General features: G+C 53.8%; 21 protein-coding genes and 1 pseudogene. 12 read left to right on the top strand and 10 right to left on the bottom strand.

Annotated elements, in window-relative coordinates:
- Positions 1 to 31: 31 nt before the first annotated feature.
- Positions 32 to 649, bottom strand: a complete 618-nt coding sequence (locus ACQ0PY_RS10550; protein ID WP_061070203.1) for a CDP-alcohol phosphatidyltransferase family protein — start codon at positions 647 to 649, stop codon at positions 32 to 34.
- Positions 642 to 1,211 carry a carboxymuconolactone decarboxylase family protein gene (locus ACQ0PY_RS10545; RefSeq protein ID WP_043000908.1) on the bottom strand — a complete coding sequence of 190 codons (570 nt, stop codon included), beginning with the start codon at positions 1,209 to 1,211 and terminating at the stop codon, positions 642 to 644. Before ACQ0PY_RS10545 ends, ACQ0PY_RS10550 begins: the two co-directional genes overlap by 8 nt.
- Positions 1,212 to 1,289: 78 nt before the next feature.
- Here ACQ0PY_RS10545 and ACQ0PY_RS10540 point away from each other — a divergent pair, with 78 nt between their 5' ends.
- Positions 1,290 to 1,703, top strand: coding sequence for a pyrimidine (deoxy)nucleoside triphosphate diphosphatase (locus ACQ0PY_RS10540; RefSeq protein WP_044327844.1), 414 nt, complete (start codon positions 1,290 to 1,292; stop codon positions 1,701 to 1,703).
- On the opposite strand, the gene ACQ0PY_RS10535 is transcribed toward ACQ0PY_RS10540, so the two are convergent.
- Positions 1,663 to 1,923 carry a YnjH family protein gene (locus tag ACQ0PY_RS10535; RefSeq protein WP_172961335.1) on the bottom strand — a complete coding sequence of 87 codons (261 nt, stop codon included), beginning with the start codon at positions 1,921 to 1,923 and terminating at the stop codon, positions 1,663 to 1,665. The genes ACQ0PY_RS10540 and ACQ0PY_RS10535 overlap by 41 nt on opposite strands.
- Before the next feature lie 252 nt (positions 1,924 to 2,175).
- On the opposite strand from ACQ0PY_RS10535, the gene gdhA reads away from it, so the two are divergent.
- Positions 2,176 to 3,519 (top strand): NADP-specific glutamate dehydrogenase, encoded by a 1,344-nt coding sequence (gene gdhA, locus ACQ0PY_RS10530; protein ID WP_043000911.1) that lies wholly within the window; start codon positions 2,176 to 2,178, stop codon positions 3,517 to 3,519.
- A gap of 16 nt (positions 3,520 to 3,535) precedes the next feature.
- Here gdhA and topB read toward each other — a convergent pair whose 3' ends face one another.
- The 3 genes from topB to ACQ0PY_RS10515 form a co-directional block, all read right to left on the bottom strand.
- A complete protein-coding gene (topB, locus tag ACQ0PY_RS10525) occupies positions 3,536 to 5,482 on the bottom strand; it encodes a DNA topoisomerase III (RefSeq protein ID WP_043000912.1) in 1,947 nt (648 codons plus the stop codon).
- A gap of 4 nt (positions 5,483 to 5,486) precedes the next feature.
- Positions 5,487 to 6,530: a selenide, water dikinase SelD gene (gene selD, locus ACQ0PY_RS10520; RefSeq protein ID WP_043000913.1), complete on the bottom strand. Its 1,044-nt coding sequence runs from the start codon at positions 6,528 to 6,530 to the stop codon at positions 5,487 to 5,489.
- A gap of 116 nt (positions 6,531 to 6,646) precedes the next feature.
- Positions 6,647 to 7,198 carry an NAD(P)H nitroreductase gene (locus ACQ0PY_RS10515; RefSeq protein WP_043000914.1) on the bottom strand — a complete coding sequence of 184 codons (552 nt, stop codon included), beginning with the start codon at positions 7,196 to 7,198 and terminating at the stop codon, positions 6,647 to 6,649.
- A 165-nt stretch (positions 7,199 to 7,363) separates the two neighbouring features.
- Between ACQ0PY_RS10515 and sppA the strand changes: the two genes are divergently transcribed.
- The 5 genes from sppA to yajD all read left to right on the top strand — a co-directional run bounded on the left by sppA (position 7,364) and on the right by yajD (position 12,891).
- On the top strand, positions 7,364 to 9,220 hold the full coding sequence (gene sppA, locus ACQ0PY_RS10510) for a signal peptide peptidase SppA (RefSeq protein WP_099434083.1): 1,857 nt from the start codon (positions 7,364 to 7,366) through the stop codon (positions 9,218 to 9,220).
- 55 nt (positions 9,221 to 9,275) lie between these two features.
- Positions 9,276 to 10,292: an asparaginase gene (ansA, locus tag ACQ0PY_RS10505; RefSeq protein ID WP_043000916.1), complete on the top strand. Its 1,017-nt coding sequence runs from the start codon at positions 9,276 to 9,278 to the stop codon at positions 10,290 to 10,292.
- A 10-nt stretch (positions 10,293 to 10,302) separates the two neighbouring features.
- Entirely contained in the window at positions 10,303 to 10,944 is a 642-nt protein-coding gene (gene pncA, locus ACQ0PY_RS10500) for a bifunctional nicotinamidase/pyrazinamidase (protein ID WP_109740186.1), read from the top strand.
- Between the two features lie 183 nt (positions 10,945 to 11,127).
- Positions 11,128 to 12,381, top strand: a complete 1,254-nt coding sequence (chiD, locus tag ACQ0PY_RS10495) for a chitinase ChiD (protein ID WP_043000918.1) — start codon at positions 11,128 to 11,130, stop codon at positions 12,379 to 12,381.
- Positions 12,382 to 12,546: 165 nt separating this feature from the next.
- The gene (yajD, locus tag ACQ0PY_RS10490) at positions 12,547 to 12,891 is read left to right on the top strand and encodes an HNH nuclease YajD (protein WP_042319478.1); all 345 of its coding nucleotides are present in this window, start codon (positions 12,547 to 12,549) and stop codon (positions 12,889 to 12,891) included.
- A gap of 54 nt (positions 12,892 to 12,945) precedes the next feature.
- Here the strand turns inward: yajD and ACQ0PY_RS10485 are convergent, their stop codons facing one another.
- Both ACQ0PY_RS10485 and msrB read right to left on the bottom strand, forming a co-directional pair.
- Complete coding sequence (locus tag ACQ0PY_RS10485) at positions 12,946 to 13,221, bottom strand: YeaC family protein (RefSeq protein ID WP_109740185.1); 276 nt, start codon at positions 13,219 to 13,221, stop codon at positions 12,946 to 12,948.
- Positions 13,222 to 13,262: 41 nt separating this feature from the next.
- Positions 13,263 to 13,676, bottom strand: a complete 414-nt coding sequence (msrB, locus tag ACQ0PY_RS10480; RefSeq protein ID WP_043000920.1) for a peptide-methionine (R)-S-oxide reductase MsrB — start codon at positions 13,674 to 13,676, stop codon at positions 13,263 to 13,265.
- Between the two features lie 343 nt (positions 13,677 to 14,019).
- Here msrB and gapA point away from each other — a divergent pair, with 343 nt between their 5' ends.
- A complete protein-coding gene (gapA, locus tag ACQ0PY_RS10475; RefSeq protein ID WP_043000921.1) occupies positions 14,020 to 15,015 on the top strand; it encodes a glyceraldehyde-3-phosphate dehydrogenase in 996 nt (331 codons plus the stop codon).
- Positions 15,016 to 15,100: 85 nt separating this feature from the next.
- Positions 15,101 to 15,985, top strand: a complete 885-nt coding sequence (locus ACQ0PY_RS10470; RefSeq protein WP_109740184.1) for a D-hexose-6-phosphate mutarotase — start codon at positions 15,101 to 15,103, stop codon at positions 15,983 to 15,985.
- 106 nt (positions 15,986 to 16,091) lie between these two features.
- Here the strand turns inward: ACQ0PY_RS10470 and ACQ0PY_RS10465 are convergent, their stop codons facing one another.
- A complete protein-coding gene (locus ACQ0PY_RS10465) occupies positions 16,092 to 16,946 on the bottom strand; it encodes an aldo/keto reductase (protein WP_044265497.1) in 855 nt (284 codons plus the stop codon).
- 250 nt (positions 16,947 to 17,196) lie between these two features.
- On the opposite strand from ACQ0PY_RS10465, the pseudogene ACQ0PY_RS10460 reads away from it, so the two are divergent.
- Both ACQ0PY_RS10460 and ACQ0PY_RS10455 read left to right on the top strand, forming a co-directional pair.
- A pseudogene (locus tag ACQ0PY_RS10460) lies at positions 17,197 to 17,550 on the top strand (hypothetical protein).
- The gene (locus ACQ0PY_RS10455) at positions 17,550 to 18,053 is read left to right on the top strand and encodes a YqhG/Tai3 family protein (protein ID WP_044265499.1); all 504 of its coding nucleotides are present in this window, start codon (positions 17,550 to 17,552) and stop codon (positions 18,051 to 18,053) included. Before ACQ0PY_RS10460 ends, ACQ0PY_RS10455 begins: the two are co-directional and overlap by 1 nt.
- Before the next feature lie 60 nt (positions 18,054 to 18,113).
- Here the strand turns inward: ACQ0PY_RS10455 and ACQ0PY_RS10450 are convergent, their stop codons facing one another.
- Entirely contained in the window at positions 18,114 to 18,860 is a 747-nt protein-coding gene (locus ACQ0PY_RS10450) for a MipA/OmpV family protein (protein WP_043000925.1), read from the bottom strand.
- Between the two features lie 444 nt (positions 18,861 to 19,304).
- On the opposite strand from ACQ0PY_RS10450, the gene yeaG reads away from it, so the two are divergent.
- Complete coding sequence (gene yeaG / locus ACQ0PY_RS10445) at positions 19,305 to 21,239, top strand: protein kinase YeaG (protein WP_043000926.1); 1,935 nt, start codon at positions 19,305 to 19,307, stop codon at positions 21,237 to 21,239.
- The last annotated feature ends 67 nt before the right edge of the window (positions 21,240 to 21,306 follow it).

Genomic DNA, 21,306 nt, shown 5'->3' with positions numbered 1-21,306 from the left:
CGGATGGCGGCGCTTGCGCGCCATCCGGCGTTCACTGTTGTAACCCCTTCAGCGTCAGATAACCATTCCAGACGCGGGTCAACGTCGTCATCCAGCACAGTGTGCCGAAGATCCACGCCAGCACGGCAAACTTCTCCGGGAAAAGACACGCCAGTACAAACACCAGGATCGTTTCCGTTCCCTCGGTCAATCCCCCCAGATAATAAAACGATTTATGCGCATAGCCGGGGTTGTCGATATTGTGCTTCGCGGCCAGCGCGGCAAAGGCGAGAAAACTGCTGCCGGTGCCGATAAACGCAAACAACAGCCAGCTCCCTGCCAGCGCATTCTGCTGTGGGTCGGCCAGAATGAAGCCGAACGGCACCAGCGCGTAAAACAGAAAATCGAGAGAGATATCAAGAAAACCGCCCGCATCGGTCAATCCTCTGCGTCGCGCCAGCGCGCCGTCAAGCCCGTCCAGCAGACGATTCAGGACAATCGCCACCAGCGCCGCCAGATACCAGCCCAGCGCCAGAAACGGCAACGCCAGTACGCCGAGGCCAAACCCAACCAGCGTCAGACCGTCCGGGGAAACCCCCGGCCTGTCGAGCACGCCTGCGCAACGGTGAAGCAGCGGTTTAAGCCGTGGATGCAGATGCCGGTCAAGCACGCGGCGCTCCTTTGAGACTGTCGCACAGTCCCTGCGAAGGGATATCCAGCGCGGCATTGAAACGCGCCGAGAGGTTCTGAAAAGCCAACAGCGCGGTCATCTCGCTAATAACGTCATCGCTGAAATGCTGCTTCATTTGTGCTTTCAGGGCATCATCTACCCGCGGTGGCGTGGCGGTCACCGCGTCAGCATAAGCCAGCGCAACGCGCTCTTCTGGTGTAAAAAGCGACGATGCCTGCCAGTCCGCCACGGCCAGCACTTTGTCCATCGCGCCGCTACGCTCTGCCAGTCGCAGGCTGTTGGCATCCACGCAGAATGCGCAGTGGCAGACCTGCGACACGCGCGTCATCAATAATGCCCGCATCACCGGCGTCAGACGCGCACGTTTACGCTCAAGAAACCCGACAAACAGCGCCACCAGCCAGAACAAAAACGGCATCCGCCCCCACCAGCGCGTCGGATGTAATACCTCTCCGTAGTGTTTTCTTTGCGTCATCACGAGAGGATTGAGACTGGCGGGGAGACGGGTCAACGGCGTTACCCACAGTTGCGGATCGTTCAAGGCAGACTCCTGGGACTTCAGGTCAATCAAAGATGACGATAGTATGTCACTTTCTGCTGTTGAACATTGACGAATATGATGAAAACCCTCGACGTTGTTGCCGCGATTATTGAACGTGATGGCAAAATTTTGCTCGCCCAGCGCCCGCCGCAGGCGGATCAGGCAGGTTTATGGGAATTTGCCGGTGGCAAAGTGGAAGCGGGCGAAACGCAGCCGCAGGCGCTGGTCCGCGAACTGCGCGAAGAGTTAGGCATTGAGGCCACGGTGGGGCGCTATATTGCCAGCCACCAGCGTGAAGTCTCCGGGCGGTTGATTCATCTGCATGCATGGCATGTCCCGGCGTTCAGCGGAGAAATGATGGCGCATGAGCACCAGCAACTGGTGTGGTGCGAGCCGCACGTCGCGCTCGACTATTCGCTCGCCCCCGCTGATATTCCGCTACTTAACGCCTTTATGGTTTTACGCGACGCCAGACCAGCGGATTCGTACTGAGCGTTTTCTCGTCGCGCTGGCACTGCAACAGCACGCCATCGGCTTTAATTACCGCCCCTTCTGAATAATTCTGATCCTGATAAATGCAGCACTGATTACAGGGCTGCGCGCGCTGTCCACCGGAACTGAAGACCTCCGGCGGCACGTTCACCTGCACATCCGGGCGAAGGTTTTGGTTCGCCAGGCTGGATAAAGAGAGTGTCATCAACGCTGCCGCCATCGCGATAAAACGCATAGGGTTTCCTTACTATTTCGGGTCTGTTCTTAGTATAACGGTAACCCGCGCGGGAAACTTTACTCTCTTCTGTCATCGCTTTTCGTTATGACAGCCGTCTGGTTATTAATTTGTCTGGCACCGGCATTTTTTTCTTGCTATCCGTCACATTCCTGATGGTATAGTCAAAAACTGCAAACACATATCCACAAAAAACACAATTACAACCACATTTAAATATAAGAGGTTTTTATATCTATGGATCAGACATGCTCTCTGGAATCATTCCTCAACCATGTACAAAAGCGCGACCCGAATCAAACCGAGTTCGCGCAAGCCGTCCGTGAAGTTATGACCACCCTGTGGCCATTCATTGAGCAAAACCCGCGCTATCGTGAAATGTCGTTGCTGGAACGGTTGGTTGAGCCAGAGCGTGTGATTCAGTTCCGTGTCGTGTGGCTGGACGATCGTAATCAGGTCCAGGTTAACCGCGCCTGGCGCGTGCAGTTCAACTCGGCGATTGGCCCGTACAAAGGCGGGATGCGCTTCCACCCTTCCGTTAACCTGTCGATCCTGAAGTTTCTCGGCTTTGAGCAAACCTTTAAAAACGCACTGACCACCCTGCCGATGGGCGGTGGTAAAGGCGGTAGCGATTTTGATCCGAAAGGCAAAAGTGAAGGCGAAGTGATGCGTTTCTGTCAGGCGCTGATGACGGAACTGTACCGTCATTTGGGTCCGGATACTGACGTTCCTGCCGGTGATATCGGCGTGGGTGGCCGTGAAGTGGGCTTTATGGCCGGGATGATGCGTAAGCTCTCCAACAACAGCGCCTGCGTGTTTACCGGCAAAGGGCTCTCCTTCGGCGGCAGTCTGATCCGTCCGGAAGCAACCGGTTACGGTCTGGTCTACTTCACCGAAGCGATGCTCAAGCGTCATGGTCTGGGCTTTGAAGGGATGCGCGTAGCGGTTTCCGGTTCCGGTAACGTGGCGCAGTTCGCCATTGAAAAAGCGATGGAATTTGGCGCTCGCGTGGTGACGGCCTCCGACTCCAGCGGCACCGTCGTGGATGAAAGCGGCTTTACGAAAGAGAAACTGGCGCGTCTGTGCGAAATTAAAGCCAGCCGTGACGGCCGCGTGGCGGACTACGCCCGTGAGTTTGGCCTGACCTATCTGGAAGGCAAACAGCCGTGGTCAGTGCCGGTCGATATCGCACTGCCGTGTGCCACGCAGAACGAGCTCGACGTCGAAGCGGCTCGCGTGCTGATTGCTAACGGCGTGAAAGCGGTGGCGGAAGGGGCAAACATGCCAACCACCATCGAAGCGACCGATCTGTTCCTCGAAGCCGGCGTGCTGTTTGCACCGGGCAAAGCGGCGAACGCCGGTGGCGTTGCCACCTCCGGCCTGGAAATGGCACAGAACGCGGCGCGTCTGAGCTGGAAGGCGGAGAAAGTGGATGCCCGTCTGCACCACATCATGCTGGATATTCACCATGCCTGCGTCGAGTACGGCGGTGAAAGCAAACAGACCAACTATGTCCGTGGGGCGAACATCTCTGCATTCGTGAAGATTGCCGACGCCATGTTTGGTCAGGGTGTGATTTAAGTCCCCCCAAACCGAATTACAGGCCCGCCTCTGCTGATGGCGGGCTTTTTTTCGCCGCACGTTTACGAGGCGCGCTCTTCTTCTTCTCTCCACCATCACCACCAGGCGCGACAATGCCACGGAAGCGACGCACCGGCGTACTGCGCGCCTGATCGATCAATTGATACAGCGTGCCCACCAGCGGCTGCATGAAATCCTGATAGCGGCACTGCTTTTCGCTGATTTGCGTCAGAATTGACTCCCAGTGGGCAGTCATGTCCGGACGGGTCGCCATCTCCGGCAGCGAGTGGAACAGCGCTTTCCCGGCATCGGTTGAGTGGATATAGCGCCCTTTTTTGACCAGAAAACCGCGCTTAAACAGCAGTTCGATGATCCCGGCGCGGGTGGCCTCGGTGCCCAGCCCGTCCGTTGCACGGAGGATCTTTTTCAGATCTTTATCCTGCACGAAGCGCGCAATCCCGGTCATCGCCGACAGCAGCGTGGCATCGGTAAAATGGCGTGGCGGCTGGGTCTGACGTTCAACCACTTCGCCCTTTTCACACAGCAGTTCATCGTCTTTCGCCACCACCGGCAGCGGCGTACCGTCGTTCTCTTCATCCCGCTCTTTACTGCCCAGCAGCGTTCGCCAGCCCGCTTCGGCAAGGAATCGGGCCTTAGCGACGAATTTACCCTTCGCAATATCCAGTTCAATCACGCATTTACGGAATACCGCATCCGGGCAAAATTGCATCAGGTATTGACGGGCTACCAGGTTATACACCTTCGCTTCATTGTCCGTCAGAGTGATACTGTTGCTGCGCGCAGTAGGAATAATGGCGTGGTGAGCATCAACCTTTTTATCATCCCAGCAGCGATTACGGGTATCGGGATTTACCGCCGGTTGCGGCAGCAGATCCGGCGCATGCACGCCGATGGCGTTCATTACCGCATGCCGTCCAGCGAAGTGCTCTTCCGGCAGATAGCGACAGTCAGAACGCGGATAGGTAATCAGCTTGTGGGTTTCATACAGCTTCTGGCAGATGTCGAGCACGTTCTGCGCGCTCAGGCCAAAGCGTTTCGCCGCTTCAATCTGTAAAGCTGACAGCGAGAACGGCAACGGCGCAGATTCTGATTCCCGTTTATCGTTATAGCTGGTGACTATCGCCGGTTGGCCGTTGATGCGGTTGACCACATGCTCCGCCAGCGGACGGTGTAACAATCGTCCCTCTTCGTCCTGATACGGTTCGCACGCTTCGCTCGGCTGCCAGATCGCGGTGAAGCGTTCCTCCGCAGGGGTCACGATATGTGCTTTCACTTCAAAAAAATCTTTGGCAACGAAGTTTTCGATCTCTTCATCGCGTCGGACAACCAGCCCGAGTACCGGCGTTTGTACGCGCCCGACGGAGAGCACCCCCTGATAACCGGCGTTACGCCCGAGAATGGTATACGCACGGGTCATGTTGATGCCGTACAGCCAGTCCGCGCGGGCACGGGCCAGCGCCGACACGCATAACGGCACAAATTCGCTGTTTGAGCGCAGACGTTCAATCGCACGTTCAACGGCCTGTGGGTTGAGATCGTTAATCAGACAGCGCTGCACCTGCTGACGCTTTTCCGGTGCCAGTTGCAGGTAATCCAGCACCTCGTCCACCAGCAGTTGCCCCTCGCGATCCGGGTCTCCCGCATGGATAACCTCACTGGCCTCATGCAGAAAACGCTTAATCACGTTGAGCTGTTTGGTCACGGAAGGACGCGGCTGCAATTGCCACTTTTCCGGCACGATCGGCAGATCGGCCAGGTTCCAGCGCGCATAACGACTGTCATAGACATCAGGCTGCGCCTGTTCAAGCAGGTGACCAATACACCAGGTCACCACCTGGCCGTTACCGCATTCAATAAAGCCATCGCCCTTACGGTGCGGTTTAGGCAACACATCAGCAATGGCGCGCGCCAGACTCGGCTTTTCGGCAATAAACAACCGCATTGGGTTAACGGATCTCAACCATGGCGCGACCGCCACGGGCTTCAACCAGCTCACCAATCGCCGTCAGGTCAATGCCAAACTCTGCGGCGGTGGCTTTCACTTCTTCTTCGGCCTCTGGCGTTACCGCCAGCAGCAGACCGCCGGAGGTTTGCGGATCGCACAGCAGGGAGCGCACCGCCTGCGGCATTTCCCCCATCAGGTGGCCGTAGCTGGCAAAGTTACGCTCGGTGCCACCCGGCACAGCCCCCAGGCGGATGTACTCTTCGACGCCCGGCAGTTTAGGGATGTCCTGATAGCGGATCTGCGCCTGGACGCCTGCACCCTGGCACATCTCGCTGAGGTGGCCCAGCAGACCAAAGCCGGTGACATCGGTCATCGCTTTCACGCCGTCAATGTTGGCAAATGACGCTCCAGCAATGTTCATGCGACACATGACTTCCGTCGCCAGCCCCTGATGTTCAGGTTTTAGCAGCGACTTTTTCTCTGCAGTAGTCAACACGCCAATGCCTAGCGGTTTGGTCAGGAACAGTTTGCAACCGGCCTCGGCGGTGCTGTTTTTCTTCACCCGCTCAGTGGGAACAATGCCGGTGACGGCCAGACCGAAGATCGGCTCCGGCGCGTCAATCGAGTGGCCGCCCGCCAGCGCAATGCCCGCCTGACGACAGGCAAAGCGTCCGCCTTCAGTCACCTCACGGGCGATTTCCGGCGACAGCTTGCTGATAGGCCAGCCCAGGATCGCGATCGCCATAATCGGTTTGCCGCCCATCGCGAAAATATCGCTGATGGCGTTGGTCGCCGCAATGCGGCCAAAATCAAACGGATTATCGACAATCGGCATAAAGAAGTCGGTGGTACTGATGACGCTGGTACCATTGCCCAGATCGTACACCGCCGCGTCGTCACGGGTTTCATTTCCCACAAGCAGGTTCGGGTCGACAAACTTCGCCTGCTCGCTGTGCAGGATGGTTTCCAGCACTTTCGGGGAAATTTTACAACCGCAACCCGCTCCGTGGCTGTACTGTGTTAAACGAATAGCATGCTCGCTCATGGACATCTCCTGTCATTGCAATCGGGCTATGGTAGCGCTCATTCCATGACGTGATAAGAGAGAGTGTCCGAATTCCGGCGTCTTTGCTCAGAATCCAGACAGTTTTGCCTGATTAACTAAAATTTCGTCACGAAAGGTGCGGTATCCGGCACGCTAATGGTGGTGGAGGCTTTCAGTTGCGGTGTGCCGAGATAAAGAAATCCGACAATTTTATCCTGTGGGCGACAGTCAAACGCGTCGCGCACCACCGGACTGTCGGTTAAGGCTCCGCTACGCCAGATCCCGCCGAAGCCCTGTGCGATAGCCGCCATTTGCATCGCCATCACCGCGCAGCCTGCGGACATCTCCTGCTCCCAGACAGGGACCTTATGATTTTCATCACATTTTGCGACCACGGTGATGATAAGAGGCGCGCGAAACGGAGCGCTACGCGCTTTTTCGATCCCTTTTTCATCACTTCCGGCGGCAATCGCCCCCTTTTCCAGCACCGCGCTGAAGCGTTCGCGCCCCTCGCCTTCGATAACGAAGAAGTGCCACGGTTGCAGGGTCTTATGATCCGGCGCGCGCATGCCCGCACGGAGAATATTTTGCAGTTGCTCACCGGCAGGTGCAGGCTCGGCCAGGCGAGAAGCGCTACGGCGGTTAACAAGTAATTCAAGTGCATCCATTTGGTTAACTCCTGTCAGGGTGAATATTCACAAAATTAACACGAGAGCAGATTTTGTTACAGCGCCGACAGTGATTCCTGCTGACAAGAGACGGCAGGGTCATTAGGATAGCCACATCTCATACACCTGACTCAGGTGTAGTATTGGTAACGGTAGGGAGAATACATGCGAACCCTGTGGCGATTCATTGCCGGTTTTTTTAAATGGACGTGGCGACTGCTTAATTTTGTCCGCGAGATGGTGCTTAACCTGTTCTTTATCTTCCTTGTCCTGGTGGGTGTCGGGATCTGGATGCAGGTCAGCAGCAATAACACCAGCGATAAAGTCGGTCGCGGTGCCCTGATGTTAGATATTTCCGGGGTGATCGTCGATAAGCCGTCCAGTACCAGTCGTCTTGGCGCTCTTAGCCGTCAACTGCTCGGTGCCAGTTCCGACCGCTTACAGGAAAACTCCCTGTTCGATATCGTCAATACCATTCGTCAGGCCAAAGACGATCGCAATATCACCGGTATTGTGATGGACCTGAAAAACTTCGCCGGTGCCGATCAGCCGTCAATGCAGTATATCGGTAAAGCGCTGCGTGAATTCCGCGACAGCGGTAAGCCAGTCTATGCCGTTGGCGATAATTTTAGTCAGGGTCAGTATTACCTTGCCAGCTTCGCCAATAAAATCTGGCTTTCGCCGCAGGGTTCCGTTGATATCCACGGTTTTGCCACTAACGGACTGTATTACAAGTCCCTGCTGGATAAGCTGAAAGTGTCGACGCATGTGTTCCGCGTGGGCACATATAAATCTGCCGTCGAGCCGTTTATTCGTGACGACATGTCGCCTGCGGCGCGGGAAGCAGACAGCCGCTGGATTGGCGAACTGTGGCAGAACTACCTGAATACCATTGCCGCCAACCGTCAAATCCCGGCAGAGCAGGTCTTCCCTGGCGCTCAGGGCGTACTTGATGCGCTGACGAAAGCCGATGGCGATACGGCGAAGTATGCGCTCGACAGCAAACTGGTCGACGCCCTGCTTTCCAGTGCCGAAGTGGAAAAAGCGCTGACGAAAGAGTTTGGCTGGAGTAAGGCAGAGAATAACTATCGCGCGATCAGCTACTACGATTACACGCTTAATCCGCCTGCGGATACGGGCAGCGCCATCGGCGTGGTCTTTGCCAACGGAGCCATCATGGATGGTGAAGAAACACCGGGGAATGTCGGCGGAGATACCACCGCTGCACAAATTCGTGATGCGCGCCTGGATCCGAAAGTGAAAGCCATCGTTCTGCGCGTCAACAGCCCTGGCGGTAGCGTGACGGCGTCGGAAGTGATTCGTTCGGAACTGGCCGCTGCACGTGCTGCCGGTAAACCGGTGGTCGTATCGATGGGCGGAATGGCCGCCTCTGGCGGCTACTGGATCTCTACGCCTGCCAGTTACATTGTGGCTAACCCGAGCACGCTGACCGGTTCGATTGGTATCTTCGGCGTGATTAATACCGTTGAGAACAGCCTTGACTCAATCGGCGTACACACCGACGGCGTTGCCACGTCACCGCTGGCCGATATTTCGCTGACTAAAGCCCTGCCGCCTGAAGCGCAGCAGATGATGCAGTTGAGCATTGAGAATGGCTATAAGCGCTTTATCACTCTGGTCGCGCAGGCACGTAAATCCACACCTGAGCAGATTGATAAAATCGCGCAGGGCCACGTCTGGACGGGTCAGGACGCCAAAGCGAACGGCCTGGTCGACAGCCTGGGTGACTTCGATGATGCGGTGGCTAAAGCGGCTGAACTGGCGAAACTCAAAGAGTGGCATATCGACTATTATCAGGATGAGCCAACCTTCTTTGATATGATCATGGACGGTATGTCAGGTTCTGTCCGCGCCATGCTGCCACAAGCGATTCAGGCGATGCTCCCTGCGCCGCTGGCCTCAGCGGCCAGTACGGTCAAAGCGGAAGGCGATAAGCTCGCCGCGTTCAACGATCCGCAAAACCGTTATGCGTTCTGTCTGACCTGCGCGAACGTGCGTTAATCCTCACGCCCTCTTCCTGCGAAGAGGGCTTTTCTCTGAGCGACAAGATACTAGCATGCAGAAGAAATCGATTTACGTTGCCTATACCGGCGGGACCATTGGTATGCAGCGCTCCGAACAGGGTTACATTCCGGTCTCCGGACACCTTCAGCGCCAGCTGGCGCTGATGCCTGAATTCCATCGTCCTGAAATGCCCGACTTCACCATTCATGAATATGCCCCGCTGATGGATTCGTCAGATATGACGCCGGAAGACTGGCAGCATATCGCCGATGACATCAAAACCCATTACGATGAGTACGATGGTTTTGTGATCCTACATGGTACCGACACCATGGCGTTTACCGCCTCTGCGCTCTCGTTCATGCTGGAGAATTTAGGTAAACCGGTGATTGTGACAGGGTCACAAATCCCGCTGGCGGAGCTGCGTTCTGACGGACAAATCAATCTTCTCAACGCGCTTTACGTCGCGGCAAATTATCCGATCAACGAAGTCACGCTGTTTTTTAACAACCGTCTGTTTCGCGGCAACCGCACGACAAAAGCGCATGCCGACGGTTTTGACGCTTTCGCCTCCCCTAACCTCCAGCCGCTGCTGGAAGCGGGTATCCACATCCGCCGTCTGGGGACGCCGCTGGCTCCCCGTAGTGAAGGCGAGCTGATTGTTCACCCGATCACGCCACAACCCATTGGGGTCGTCACCATTTATCCGGGGATCTCCGCCGATGTGGTGCGCAACTTCCTGCGCCAGCCGGTAAAAGCGCTGATTCTGCGTTCCTACGGCGTCGGCAATGCGCCGCAAAATAAAGAGTTCCTGAAAGAACTTAGCGAAGCCAGCGAGCGCGGCATCGTGGTTGTGAACCTCACGCAGTGCATGTCGGGGAAAGTGAACATGGGCGGCTATGCCACCGGCAATGCCCTGGCGCATGCTGGCGTCGTTGGCGGTGCGGATATGACCGTTGAAGCAACCCTGACCAAACTGCATTATCTGCTCAGCAAAGGGCTGGATACGGATGCGATTCGCGAGGCGATGACGCAAAACCTGCGTGGCGAACTCACGCCGGACGACTAAGGAGGATCGAATGACACACCGTGCGCTGTTACTGGTCGATTTACAAAACGATTTCTGCGCCGGCGGCGCGCTGGCGGTCCCGGAGGGCGACAGCACCGTTGATATCGCAAACCAGCTGATTGCAGGGTGCCTGACCCGCGGTGATGCGGTCCTCGCAAGCCAGGACTGGCACCCTGCGAACCACGGGAGCTTCGCCAGTCAGCATCGGGCAGAACCTTACAGCCAGGGTCAACTCGACGGCTTGCCGCAAACCTTCTGGCCCGATCACTGCGTGCAGAATACGGACGGCGCGGCGTTTCATCCGTTGCTGAACCGCAAGGCAATAGAGGCCGTTTTTCATAAGGGCGAGAATCCGCTGGTCGACAGCTACAGCGCTTTTTTTGATAACGGACGTCGGCAGACAACCGGACTCGACGCGTGGCTTCGCCAGCATGACGTGCATGAACTGATCGTCATGGGGCTGGCCACCGACTATTGTGTCAGGTTTACGGTGCTGGATGCGCTGCAACTGGGCTATACGGTGAATGTCATTACCGATGGCTGTCGCGGCGTGAACATTCAGCCACAGGACAGTGCCCATGCCTTTATGGAGATGGCAGCAGCAGGCGCTACGTTGTATACCCTCGCTGACTGGGAAGAAACTCAGCGCTAAACCTCTCGCCGGATGACGACCTGCCTTGTCATCCGGCGAAAAATCTTTTCCCTTCCGTCACATAAAATAAACCGAAACCAGCAGTGACGCTGCGCAGGTGCTACGCTTTGATGGCTGTTTTTTCGCCACGCCATTTCCGTGGCGTGTTTGCTTTTGATTTTTTAATGTCAAAGAGGATTAGCCATGAAACGTTTGCCTTTGTTGGCAGCATTACCCTTGCTTTGCGCATCTGTCGCGTCCGCCAGTTCTATGATGTCCGTCGGCTACTTCAATGGCGGCGGAGATGTCACCGCCGGACCCGGTGGCGATATCAACACCCTGGATGTCCGCCAGATTACCCACCTGAACTACTCATTCGGCCTGATTTACAACGCTGAGAAAGACGAAACCAACGCCGCGCTGAAAGATACGACGAAATTGCATCAGATCTGGCTATCGCCAAAAGTGGAGTCTGACCTTGCCCTGATCCCGATACTGCGTAAACAGAACCCACAGTTGAAAGTCCTGCTTTCTGTTGGCGGCTGGGGCGCACGCGGATTCTCAGGCGCTGCCGCAACACCGGAAACGCGTGCGGTGTTTATTCAGTCTGCGCTGGAGATCATGCAGAAATACGGCCTCGACGGTATCGATCTGGACTGGGAATATCCGGTTAACGGCGCCTGGGGACTGGTCGCCAGTCAGCCAGCCGACCGCGAGAACTTCACGCTGCTGCTGAAAGAACTGCGTCAGGCAGTCGGCAATCAGAAACTGGTGACCATTGCCGTCGGGGCGAATGCGGAAAGTCCAAAAAGCTGGGTGGACGTAAAAGCGATTGCACCGCTGCTCGACTACATCAATCTGATGACCTATGACATGGCTTACGGAACGCAGTATTTCAACGCCAACCTGTATGATTCTAAAGACTGGCCAACCGTCGCGGCGGCCGATAAATACAGCGTCGACTTTGTGGTCAACAACTACCTCGCCGCCGGACTGAAGCCCCGGCAGATGAATCTGGGGATCGGTTTTTATGGCCGTGTTCCCAAACGTTCTGTCGAGCCCGGAATTGACTGGACAAAACCGGACGCGCAAAAAAATCCCGTCACGCAACCCTACTTTGGCGAGCAGGAAATCGCGTTGTTTAAATCACTGGGTGTCGATTTGACCAAGGACACCTACGTGAAATACCACGACATCGTCAAAACGTTTCTTAACGATCCGCAGAAACGGTTTACCGAGCACTGGGACGATCAGGCAAAAGTGCCATGGCTGTCCGTTCAGTCTGCTGACGGTAAGCGGCTGTTTGCCCTCTCGTATGAGAATCCCCGCTCGGTGGCAATCAAAGCAGATTACATCAAGAAGCGCGGACTGGCGGGCGCGATGTTCTGGGAATACGGCGCGGACGACCATAACCAGCTTGCAAAACAACTGGCGGAATCCTTAAGCATTGCGCACTAAGCCCCGTTCATGATTAAAAATGCCCTGCATGTCCGCATGGGGCATTTTTTTCGTAAGCGGTGGGATGAAGTGTGTCACACGAAACGGGATCGGTTATGATGGCCCCAACCCGTTGCGTCAGCGTTTGACGCATCGTTTCATTTTCAACTGGAGGCATGGGATTGTATGGCTTTTATCCCTAAAAATTACGCCCGTCTGGAAGTAGGTTACCGGGAAAAGGCGCTGAAACTTTTCCCGTGGGTCTGCGGCCGATGCTCCCGCGAGTTTGTTTACTCAAACCTTCGCGAACTGACGGTGCACCATATCGATCACGATCATTCCAATAACCCGGAAGATGGCAGCAACTGGGAAATGTTGTGCCTGTACTGCCACGATCATGAGCATTCCAAATATACGGAAGCCGACCAGTATGGTTCCACGGTTGTAGCGGGCGAGGATGCGCAAAAGAGCGTCGGCGAAGCCACGTACAACCCTTTCGCAGACCTGAAAGCCATGCTGAATAAAAAATAATCCGCCGCGTTAGCCCGGCAGAGCGACAGAATGCCGGGCTTCCACGGTGCGCTATCAGGATTTGAACGTCGCAATCGGTTCTGGCATGATGCCGAAATCCACTTTCAGCTGCTGTTTGCTCTTCATCACCATCTGCCCATTGGTGTCGATCGTCATATGTTGCGCATCCGTATTGTGGCGCGCCTGCCAGAGCATCACCAGTTGCAGACTATTATCTTTTTGCTCCGGGGTCAGCGCGACGCCGTCCGGCCATTTTCCCAGTTCAACGGCGGTGGATAAACGCTGATACACTTCCGGCGTCATGCTGTTAATTATCTCATCAAGATTCATGATAAGTCCGCTCCTATGGAATAATTTGCTGAATCGTTTTTTCAACCTTTCGTCTGGGCACCGTTTTCGTCGTCGATGAAGCTCAGAGAAGCTGAATTGACACAGTAACGTTCGCCGGTGGGTTGCGGACCATCGGGGAAGACATGCCCCAGGTGCGCATCGCAGTTTCCACAGCGAATTTCAATGCGTTGCATACCGTGTGAAAAGTCCTTGATGTAACGAATCGACTCTTCACTTACCGGCTCGTAGAAGCTCGGCCAGCCACAGCCGGAATCGTATTTGGACTGGGAGGTAAATAGCGGCGCATCGCAGATCAAACAATGATAGACGCCGTCACGTTTGTTATGCAGTAACTGCCCGGTAAACGGCGGTTCTGTACCGTGATTCTGCGTCACGTAGAACTGCATTTCAGACAGGTTTTTTTTCAGATCTTCTGCAGAAGGTTTGTTCGCCATTTTGCTCACATCTCACTTTTCATGACGCTGACATTGCGCGACAGATTCTAACAAAACATTAACACCTGAGTGCAGACTTTTGTTCTAAACTTGATCCTTGCGAAATGGCAGCTTGTGAATCGTGATGCGAATCACATTTTTATCTCGGTTGCCCTTTAAAATTCGGGGCGCCGCCCCCATGTGGTTTCAAGCCCAATGGAAGAGTGAGGCGAGTCAGCCGTGCAAAGCTTGTACAGAGGATTGATTTGTCGCAATGATTGACACGATTCCGCTTGACGCTGCGTAAGGTTTTTGTAATTTTACAGGCAACCTTTTATTCACTAACAAATAGCTGGTGGAATATATGACTATCAAAGTAGGTATCAACGGTTTTGGCCGTATCGGTCGCATTGTTTTCCGTGCTGCTCAGAAACGTTCTGACATCGAGATCGTTGCAATCAACGACCTGTTAGACGCTGATTACATGGCTTACATGCTGAAATATGACTCCACTCACGGCCGTTTCGACGGTACCGTTGAAGTGAAAGACGGTCATCTGATCGTTAACGGTAAAAAAATCCGTGTTACCGCTGAACGCGATCCGGCTAACCTGAAATGGGACGAAGTTGGTGTTGACGTAGTAGCTGAAGCGACCGGTATCTTCCTGACCGACGAGACTGCTCGTAAGCACATCACTGCTGGCGCGAAAAAAGTCGTACTGACTGGTCCGTCCAAAGATAACACTCCGATGTTTGTTAAAGGCGCTAACTTTGACAAATATGCTGGCCAGGACATCGTTTCCAACGCATCCTGCACCACCAACTGCCTGGCTCCGCTGGCTAAAGTCATCAACGACAACTTCGGCATCATCGAAGGTCTGATGACCACTGTTCACGCAACCACCGCTACTCAGAAAACCGTTGATGGCCCGTCTCACAAAGACTGGCGTGGCGGCCGTGGCGCGGCTCAGAACATCATCCCGTCCTCTACCGGTGCAGCTAAAGCTGTAGGTAAAGTACTGCCAGAACTGAATGGCAAACTGACTGGTATGGCGTTCCGTGTTCCGACTCCGAACGTATCCGTTGTTGACCTGACCGTTCGTCTGGAAAAAGCGGCTTCTTACGAAGACATTAAGAAAGCCATCAAAGCAGCTTCCGAAGGCCCGATGAAAGGCGTTCTGGGTTACACCGAAGACGACGTTGTATCTACCGATTTCAACGGCGAAGTTTGCACTTCCGTGTTCGATGCTAAAGCAGGTATCGCTCTGAACGACAACTTCGTGAAACTGGTTTCCTGGTACGACAACGAAACTGGTTATTCCAACAAAGTTCTGGACCTGATCGCTCACATCTCCAAATAAGTTGAGATGAGAATCTGATCTAAAAAGGCGACTTCGGTCGCCTTTTTTTATGGCTTTTCGCTACGGTTGAATCAAGGATTGCATCATGATTAATAAAATTTTCGCTCTCCCTGTCGTTGAACAACTCACCCCTGTCCTCTCCCGTCGTCAGCTTGACGATCTGGAACTGATTGTCGTCGATCACCCACAGGCGAAAGCCTCTTTCGCTTTACAGGGGGCGCACCTGCTCTCCTGGAAACCAGCTGGCGAGGAAGAAGTTCTGTGGCTCAGCAACAATACCCCGTTTAAAACCGGTGTCGCACTGCGTGGCGGCGTGCCTGTCTGCTGGCCATGGTTTGGCCCGGCAGCACAGCAAGGACTGCCTTCTCACGGCTTTGCCCGTAACCTGCCGTGGACGCTGAAAGCACATAATGAAGACGACAACGGCGCAGTGCTGACGTTTGAACTGCAAAGCACTGAAGAGACACTGAAACTGTGGCCACATGATTTCACCCTGCTGGCGCGCTTTAAAGTAGGCAAAACCTGTGAGATTGAGCTTGAAGCGCACGGTGAATTTGAAACGACCTCTGCGCTGCATACCTATTTCAACGTTGGCGATATCGCGACGGTGAAAGTCAGCGGCCTGGGCGATCGTTTCATCGATAAAGTGAATGATGCGAAAGAAGACGTCCTGACTGATGGCGTACAGGCGTTTCCGGATCGTACTGACCGTGTCTATCTGAACCCGGAAGCCTGCAGCGTGATTCACGATGCCGCACTGAACCGTAACATCGACGTTGTACATCATCACCACCTCAACGTGGTCGGCTGGAACCCTGGCCCGGCGCTGTCTGTGAGCATGGGCGATATGCCGGATGATGGCTATAAAACCTTTGTGTGCGTAGAAACGGCGTATGCCACCGCCGCACAGAAGGCCACCGAAGAAAAACCTTCTCGCCTGGCGCAAACCATTCGCGTTGCGAAGCGCTAAGCATGATTGTGGTTGAGATGTCACAGGCCTGACAGGTCGTCATCTGGCATTGTTTGCCGGATGGCGATGCCAGCGCATCTTATCCGGCCAACGAGTCAAAACCTCATCAGACCATATCCAGCGCCGTTTTGCCTCTCGGCGCGGGATACGCCTTATCCAGTGCGGCGAGTTCCTGAGCGGAAAGCGTGATGCTCAGCGCCGCCGCATTTTGCTGTACATGCTCCACACTTGCCGCTTTTGGAATCGCCATCACTCCGTGATGACTGATGACCCACGCCAGCAGGATCTGCGCAACTGATGCATTGTGCGCATGCGCAATCTCATTGACCACCGGATGATTCAATAAACCGCTGCGTAAACGTCCGGCCTGCGCCAACGGGCTGTAAGCCATTACGGGAAGCTGATGTTGCTGACACCACGGTAATAAATCGTATTCAATGCCGCGTGAAGCCAGATGATACAGCACCTGATTGGTCGCACACTGCCTGCCGCCCGGAATCTGCCACAGCGCCTGCATATCGTCGACGTCAAGATTGGACACTCCCCAGCGACGAATTTTACCCTGAGCCATCAGGGTTTCCATCGCCTTGACCGTCTCGGCGAAGGAGAAATTGCCTGACCAGTGCAATAAATAGAGATCCAGATAGTCGGTTTTCAGACGACGCAGACTGGCCTCACAGGCGGCAATCGCTTTTTGCCCACCCGCGTTCCATGGGTAAACCTTCGACACCAGGAACACGTGTTCACGCAGTCCGTTGAGCGCCTCACCGACCACCTCTTCCGCTCCGCCATCGGCATACATTTCAGCGGTATCGATGAGCGTTAGCCCCAGATCCACGCCCGCGCGAAGTGCAGACACTTCCGCCCGGCGGTGACCGGCATTTTCACCCATGTACCATGTCCCCTGCCCGATCGCAGGTAGAACAACGCCACCAGCGAAGACAACCTGTTTATCTGTCATCACGTTCTCCTTAGTTGTGCACCACCGTAATGCAAAACAGGGCGCAAGTGCCCTGTTTTGATGCACAGATTGCACTCTCAGGGCTCAGTTAAAACTTAGGCATATTCACACTTCCAGGGAAGCGCAATTTATGTTGGACAATATTTTTCAGGAGCATCCCCATAATACCACCCGGCACAAAATGACTAACCCTGCTAATTAATAAAGGTGTCTATTGGTTATTCCACATGTTTACTATGGATAATACTTTATGGGATGGAATACCAGGAATGCTGGAAACTGGGCAAAAAACCACGCCGAACCGGGTCCAACCAATAACTGCGCAACATACGTGTGTAGAGCAATTCAGGCGGGCGGAGTTATTGTGACCAATACACATAATGCTAAAGATGACGGCTCGATACTGGAGGCGGCTGGCTTTAGAAAAATTGCACCGACACACGACGTTGGCGTTATCCAGCCATAAAAAGGCGGACATGCCGCTGGCCACATGGCGATATTCGATGGTCAGGACTGGTACTCTGACTTCAAACAAAGGGACTTCTGGGGAGGACCTGGCTATCGCTCATCGAAACCGCCTTATCAAATGTACAGGAAACAGTAATGCGCCTCTTTTTTGTCGTATCCATGGTGTATTTACTCGCGTCCTGCATTTCAGAAAACAATGATGCCGAAAAACGCGTAGCTGATTTTTATCGCTACTATTTACCTGTTTTTGCCAATAGCCCTGGCAAAATAAAGCCAGATCCTGAGAAAATGCATGATCACGTCTCTCGCGAAACGTTAACTCAACTTGATGTTATTTCACATATTTATGAACAAGAAATCATCGACACTGACTATTATACGTACGCGCAGGACTATTCGGTCGACTGGATCCCTTTATTGAAGGTGGGCAAAGCACAAGACGTTGACGATAGTCAATACGTTAATGTTTGGCTTGGATGCGAAAACGGCAAAACCTATCAGTTAGGCGTCTATCTGAAGAAAGAAGACAGGAGATGGAAAATCTACAGAGTCAAAAACGTCACCGATGGCTATGAGCACTTTATTTTTGACAGGCAGGCTATTGAAAAAGCAAAGCGACATGCCAAAGAGGTCGAATGACTCTGTGACAAAAAAGCCCGCGCTGCGGGCTTTTATCGATTGCACTGTGATAACGCACAATCAGAACTTATAGGTGATTCCGGTAGAAATCAGACCAGTCCAGGATTTATCCACCATCGGGCTGTCGGTAATTTCATCAGACAGACGGGTGTAGCGTGCGGTACCGTAAACGCTCCAGTCACCGAGGAAGTTGTAGTTCGCGCTCAGTTCCAGGTACGGATTCCAGCTATCGTCCGGGTTGTAACCCCGCATACCACTGCGTGAGGATTCTTTACGTGACACGCCGTAGTAGTAGTCGTTCTGATTTTCACTATTCCACTCCACACCGATACCCGGCGTCAGGGTCAGGCCGCCGTTGGTATAGCGGTACAGCCAGGCCAGATCCCAGACGATGCCGTTACTGTTGTCCAGCGTATCCCCGGCGAGCGTGGTGCGCAGGAAACCATATTCGGTATGGTGAGAGTATGATAAGCCCGCCATCATGGTGCTCTTACGCTTATCAAGACGACGCATCTGACGATCGTCGCTGTCACCCGGTTTGAAATACATCGGGGACCAGTAAGCGGTGATCGACAATTTGTCGGCGGCGTCGTTCCACAGGTAGTACCCACCACCCAGACCACGGAACCAGAAGTTATCGCCTTCGTAATTAATCACCGGAACCGGATAAACATCCGCGTCGTAATCTTTATATGGGTGTTCAACCACACCAACGCCAGCGCCAAGCGTCAGGTTGCTTTCAGCATGCACCACGGTAGCAGACGATGCGATTAACACGCCAAGTGCCAGAAGTTTGAGTTTGGTCACAATCCATCTTTCCTTTTTCAAATGTTCAGCGGCAAAAGTGTAACCGCCAATACGTTACAACCCAACCATTTTACAAATTAATGAAAGAATGTAACCGTCTAATTTTGCAGGCTGAGATGACACTTGGCTTACAGTACGGTGAAAACGGTGTGATCTTCCACTGCATTATTTACATTTGCTATGCACTTTTTGCGGATGAGTTATTGATATGCCATTGAAAATCATTTGCGGGTGCATGCAAGTTTTGCAAATGCCATCTACGCTTTAGTTTAGAAGTTGTATCGCCGGGCACGTTGGTCTCACGCGGTGAAAGCTGGCATGAGAGTTGCTGTTTTTTTGATACGAGACAGTAAATGACGTCGTTCAGTCTACCTCTTCCGGGAGCCTCTACTATTCATATGAACGGCTCTTAACCTGTGCTAAAAAACGAAAGGACGGCATATCATGAATATATTCGATCACTATCGCCAGCGTTATGAAGCTGCCAAGGACGAAGAGTTCACACTGCAGGAGTTTCTTACCACTTGTCGGCAAGATCGCAGTGCTTATGCCAACGCGGCAGAACGGCTATTGATGGCTATTGGTGAACCCGTCATGGTCGACACTGCCCAGGAACCCCGACTTTCTCGCCTCTTCTCGAACCGGGTCATTGCACGTTACCCGGCATTTGAAGAGTTTTACGGCATGGAAGACGCGATCGAACAGATTGTCTCTTATCTGAAACACGCGGCTCAGGGGCTGGAAGAGAAGAAACAGATCCTGTATCTGTTGGGGCCTGTAGGGGGCGGGAAGTCATCGCTTGCCGAACGACTGAAATCGTTGATGCAGCGTGTCCCGATTTATGTGCTGAGCGCCAACGGTGAACGCAGCCCGGTGAACGATCATCCGTTGTGCCTGTTTAATCCGCAGGAAGATACCCAGATTCTGGAAAAAGAGTACGGTATTCCGCGCCGTTATCTCGGCACCATTATGTCACCGTGGGCGGCCAAACGCCTGCATGAGTTTGGTGGGGATATCACCAAATTCCGCGTGGTGAAAGTGTGGCCGTCGATTCTTGCGCAAATCGCGATTGCCAAAACGGAACCGGGCGATGAGAACAACCAGGACATTTCCGCGCTGGTCGGGAAAGTGGATATTCGTAAACTCGAACACCACGCTCAGAACGATCCGGACGCGTATGGCTATTCCGGCGCATTGTGCCGGGCCAACCAGGGGATCATGGAATTCGTCGAGATGTTCAAAGCACCGATTAAAGTGCTGCATCCGCTGCTGACCGCCACTCAGGAAGGTAACTACAACGGCACTGAGGGGATCTCCGCCCTGCCGTTTAACGGCATCATTCTCGCCCACTCGAACGAATCGGAATGGGTGACGTTCCGTAACAACAAAAACAACGAAGCCTTCCTCGACCGTGTTTACATCGTGAAGGTACCGTACTGCTTACGCATTTCCGAAGAGATCAAAATCTACGAGAAATTGCTAAACCACAGCGAATTGACGCATGCGCCGTGCGCGCCGGGAACGCTGGAAACGCTGGCACGTTTCTCGATTCTCTCCCGCCTGAAAGATCCGGAAAACTCGAGTATCTATTCGAAAATGCGCGTCTATGATGGTGAGAGTCTGAAAGATACCGATCCGAAAGCGAAGTCGTATCAGGAATACCGCGACTACTCCGGCGTCGATGAAGGGATGAACGGTCTGTCGACCCGTTTCGCGTTTAAAATCCTCTCGCGCGTCTTTAACTTTGACCATGTCGAAGTCGCTGCGAACCCGGTTCATCTGTTCTATGTACTGGAACAGCAGATCGAGCGCGAACAGTTCCCGCAGGAGCAAGCTGAGCGTTATCTCGAGTTCCTGAAAGGCTATCTGATCCCGAAATACGCCGAGTTTATTGGTAAAGAGATCCAGACTGCCTATCTCGAATCCTACTCGGAATACGGACAGAATATTTTCGACCGTTATGTCACGTATGCCGACTTCTGGATTCAGGATCAGGAATACCGCGATCCGGATACCGGTCAGCTGTTTGACCGTGAATCGCTGAACGCGGAGCTGGAGAAAATTGAGAAACCGGCGGGGATCAGCAACCCGAAAGATTTCCGTAATGAAATCGTCAACTTTGTGCTGCGTGCGAGAGCGAACAACAGCGGACGAAATCCGAACTGGACCAGCTATGAAAAACTGCGCACGGTCATTGAGAAAAAAATGTTCTCCAATACCGAAGAGCTGCTGCCGGTCATTTCGTTCAATGCCAAAACCTCGACCGATGAGCAGAAGAAACACGACGACTTTGTCGACCGGATGATGGAGAAAGGCTACACCCGTAAACAGGTGCGTTTACTGTGCGAATGGTATCTGCGCGTACGTAAATCGTCTTAACAGCATAAATGACCCGGAAGATTTTCTCCGTTTACCGGGCAAATAGTTCGTTTGTACGCGAAATCAT

The organism is Citrobacter sp. LST-B2, assembly GCF_057983045.1.
This window is presented reverse-complemented; position numbering and strand designations above follow the sequence as displayed.

Coding starts and splice junctions, on each gene's coding strand:
- ACQ0PY_RS10540 (WP_044327844.1), top strand. CDS start 1,290: ATGAAAACCCTCGACGTTGTTGCCGCGATTATTGAACGTGATGGCAAA.
- ACQ0PY_RS10535 (WP_172961335.1), bottom strand. CDS start 1,923: ATGGCGGCAGCGTTGATGACACTCTCTTTATCCAGCCTGGCGAACCAA.
- gdhA (WP_043000911.1), top strand. CDS start 2,176: ATGGATCAGACATGCTCTCTGGAATCATTCCTCAACCATGTACAAAAG.
- topB (WP_043000912.1), bottom strand. CDS start 5,482: ATGCGGTTGTTTATTGCCGAAAAGCCGAGTCTGGCGCGCGCCATTGCT.
- selD (WP_043000913.1), bottom strand. CDS start 6,530: ATGAGCGAGCATGCTATTCGTTTAACACAGTACAGCCACGGAGCGGGT.
- ACQ0PY_RS10515 (WP_043000914.1), bottom strand. CDS start 7,198: ATGGATGCACTTGAATTACTTGTTAACCGCCGTAGCGCTTCTCGCCTG.
- sppA (WP_099434083.1), top strand. CDS start 7,364: ATGCGAACCCTGTGGCGATTCATTGCCGGTTTTTTTAAATGGACGTGG.
- ansA (WP_043000916.1), top strand. CDS start 9,276: ATGCAGAAGAAATCGATTTACGTTGCCTATACCGGCGGGACCATTGGT.
- pncA (WP_109740186.1), top strand. CDS start 10,303: ATGACACACCGTGCGCTGTTACTGGTCGATTTACAAAACGATTTCTGC.
- chiD (WP_043000918.1), top strand. CDS start 11,128: ATGAAACGTTTGCCTTTGTTGGCAGCATTACCCTTGCTTTGCGCATCT.
- yajD (WP_042319478.1), top strand. CDS start 12,547: ATGGCTTTTATCCCTAAAAATTACGCCCGTCTGGAAGTAGGTTACCGG.
- ACQ0PY_RS10485 (WP_109740185.1), bottom strand. CDS start 13,221: ATGAATCTTGATGAGATAATTAACAGCATGACGCCGGAAGTGTATCAG.
- msrB (WP_043000920.1), bottom strand. CDS start 13,676: ATGGCGAACAAACCTTCTGCAGAAGATCTGAAAAAAAACCTGTCTGAA.
- gapA (WP_043000921.1), top strand. CDS start 14,020: ATGACTATCAAAGTAGGTATCAACGGTTTTGGCCGTATCGGTCGCATT.
- ACQ0PY_RS10470 (WP_109740184.1), top strand. CDS start 15,101: ATGATTAATAAAATTTTCGCTCTCCCTGTCGTTGAACAACTCACCCCT.
- ACQ0PY_RS10465 (WP_044265497.1), bottom strand. CDS start 16,946: ATGACAGATAAACAGGTTGTCTTCGCTGGTGGCGTTGTTCTACCTGCG.
- ACQ0PY_RS10455 (WP_044265499.1), top strand. CDS start 17,550: ATGCGCCTCTTTTTTGTCGTATCCATGGTGTATTTACTCGCGTCCTGC.
- yeaG (WP_043000926.1), top strand. CDS start 19,305: ATGAATATATTCGATCACTATCGCCAGCGTTATGAAGCTGCCAAGGAC.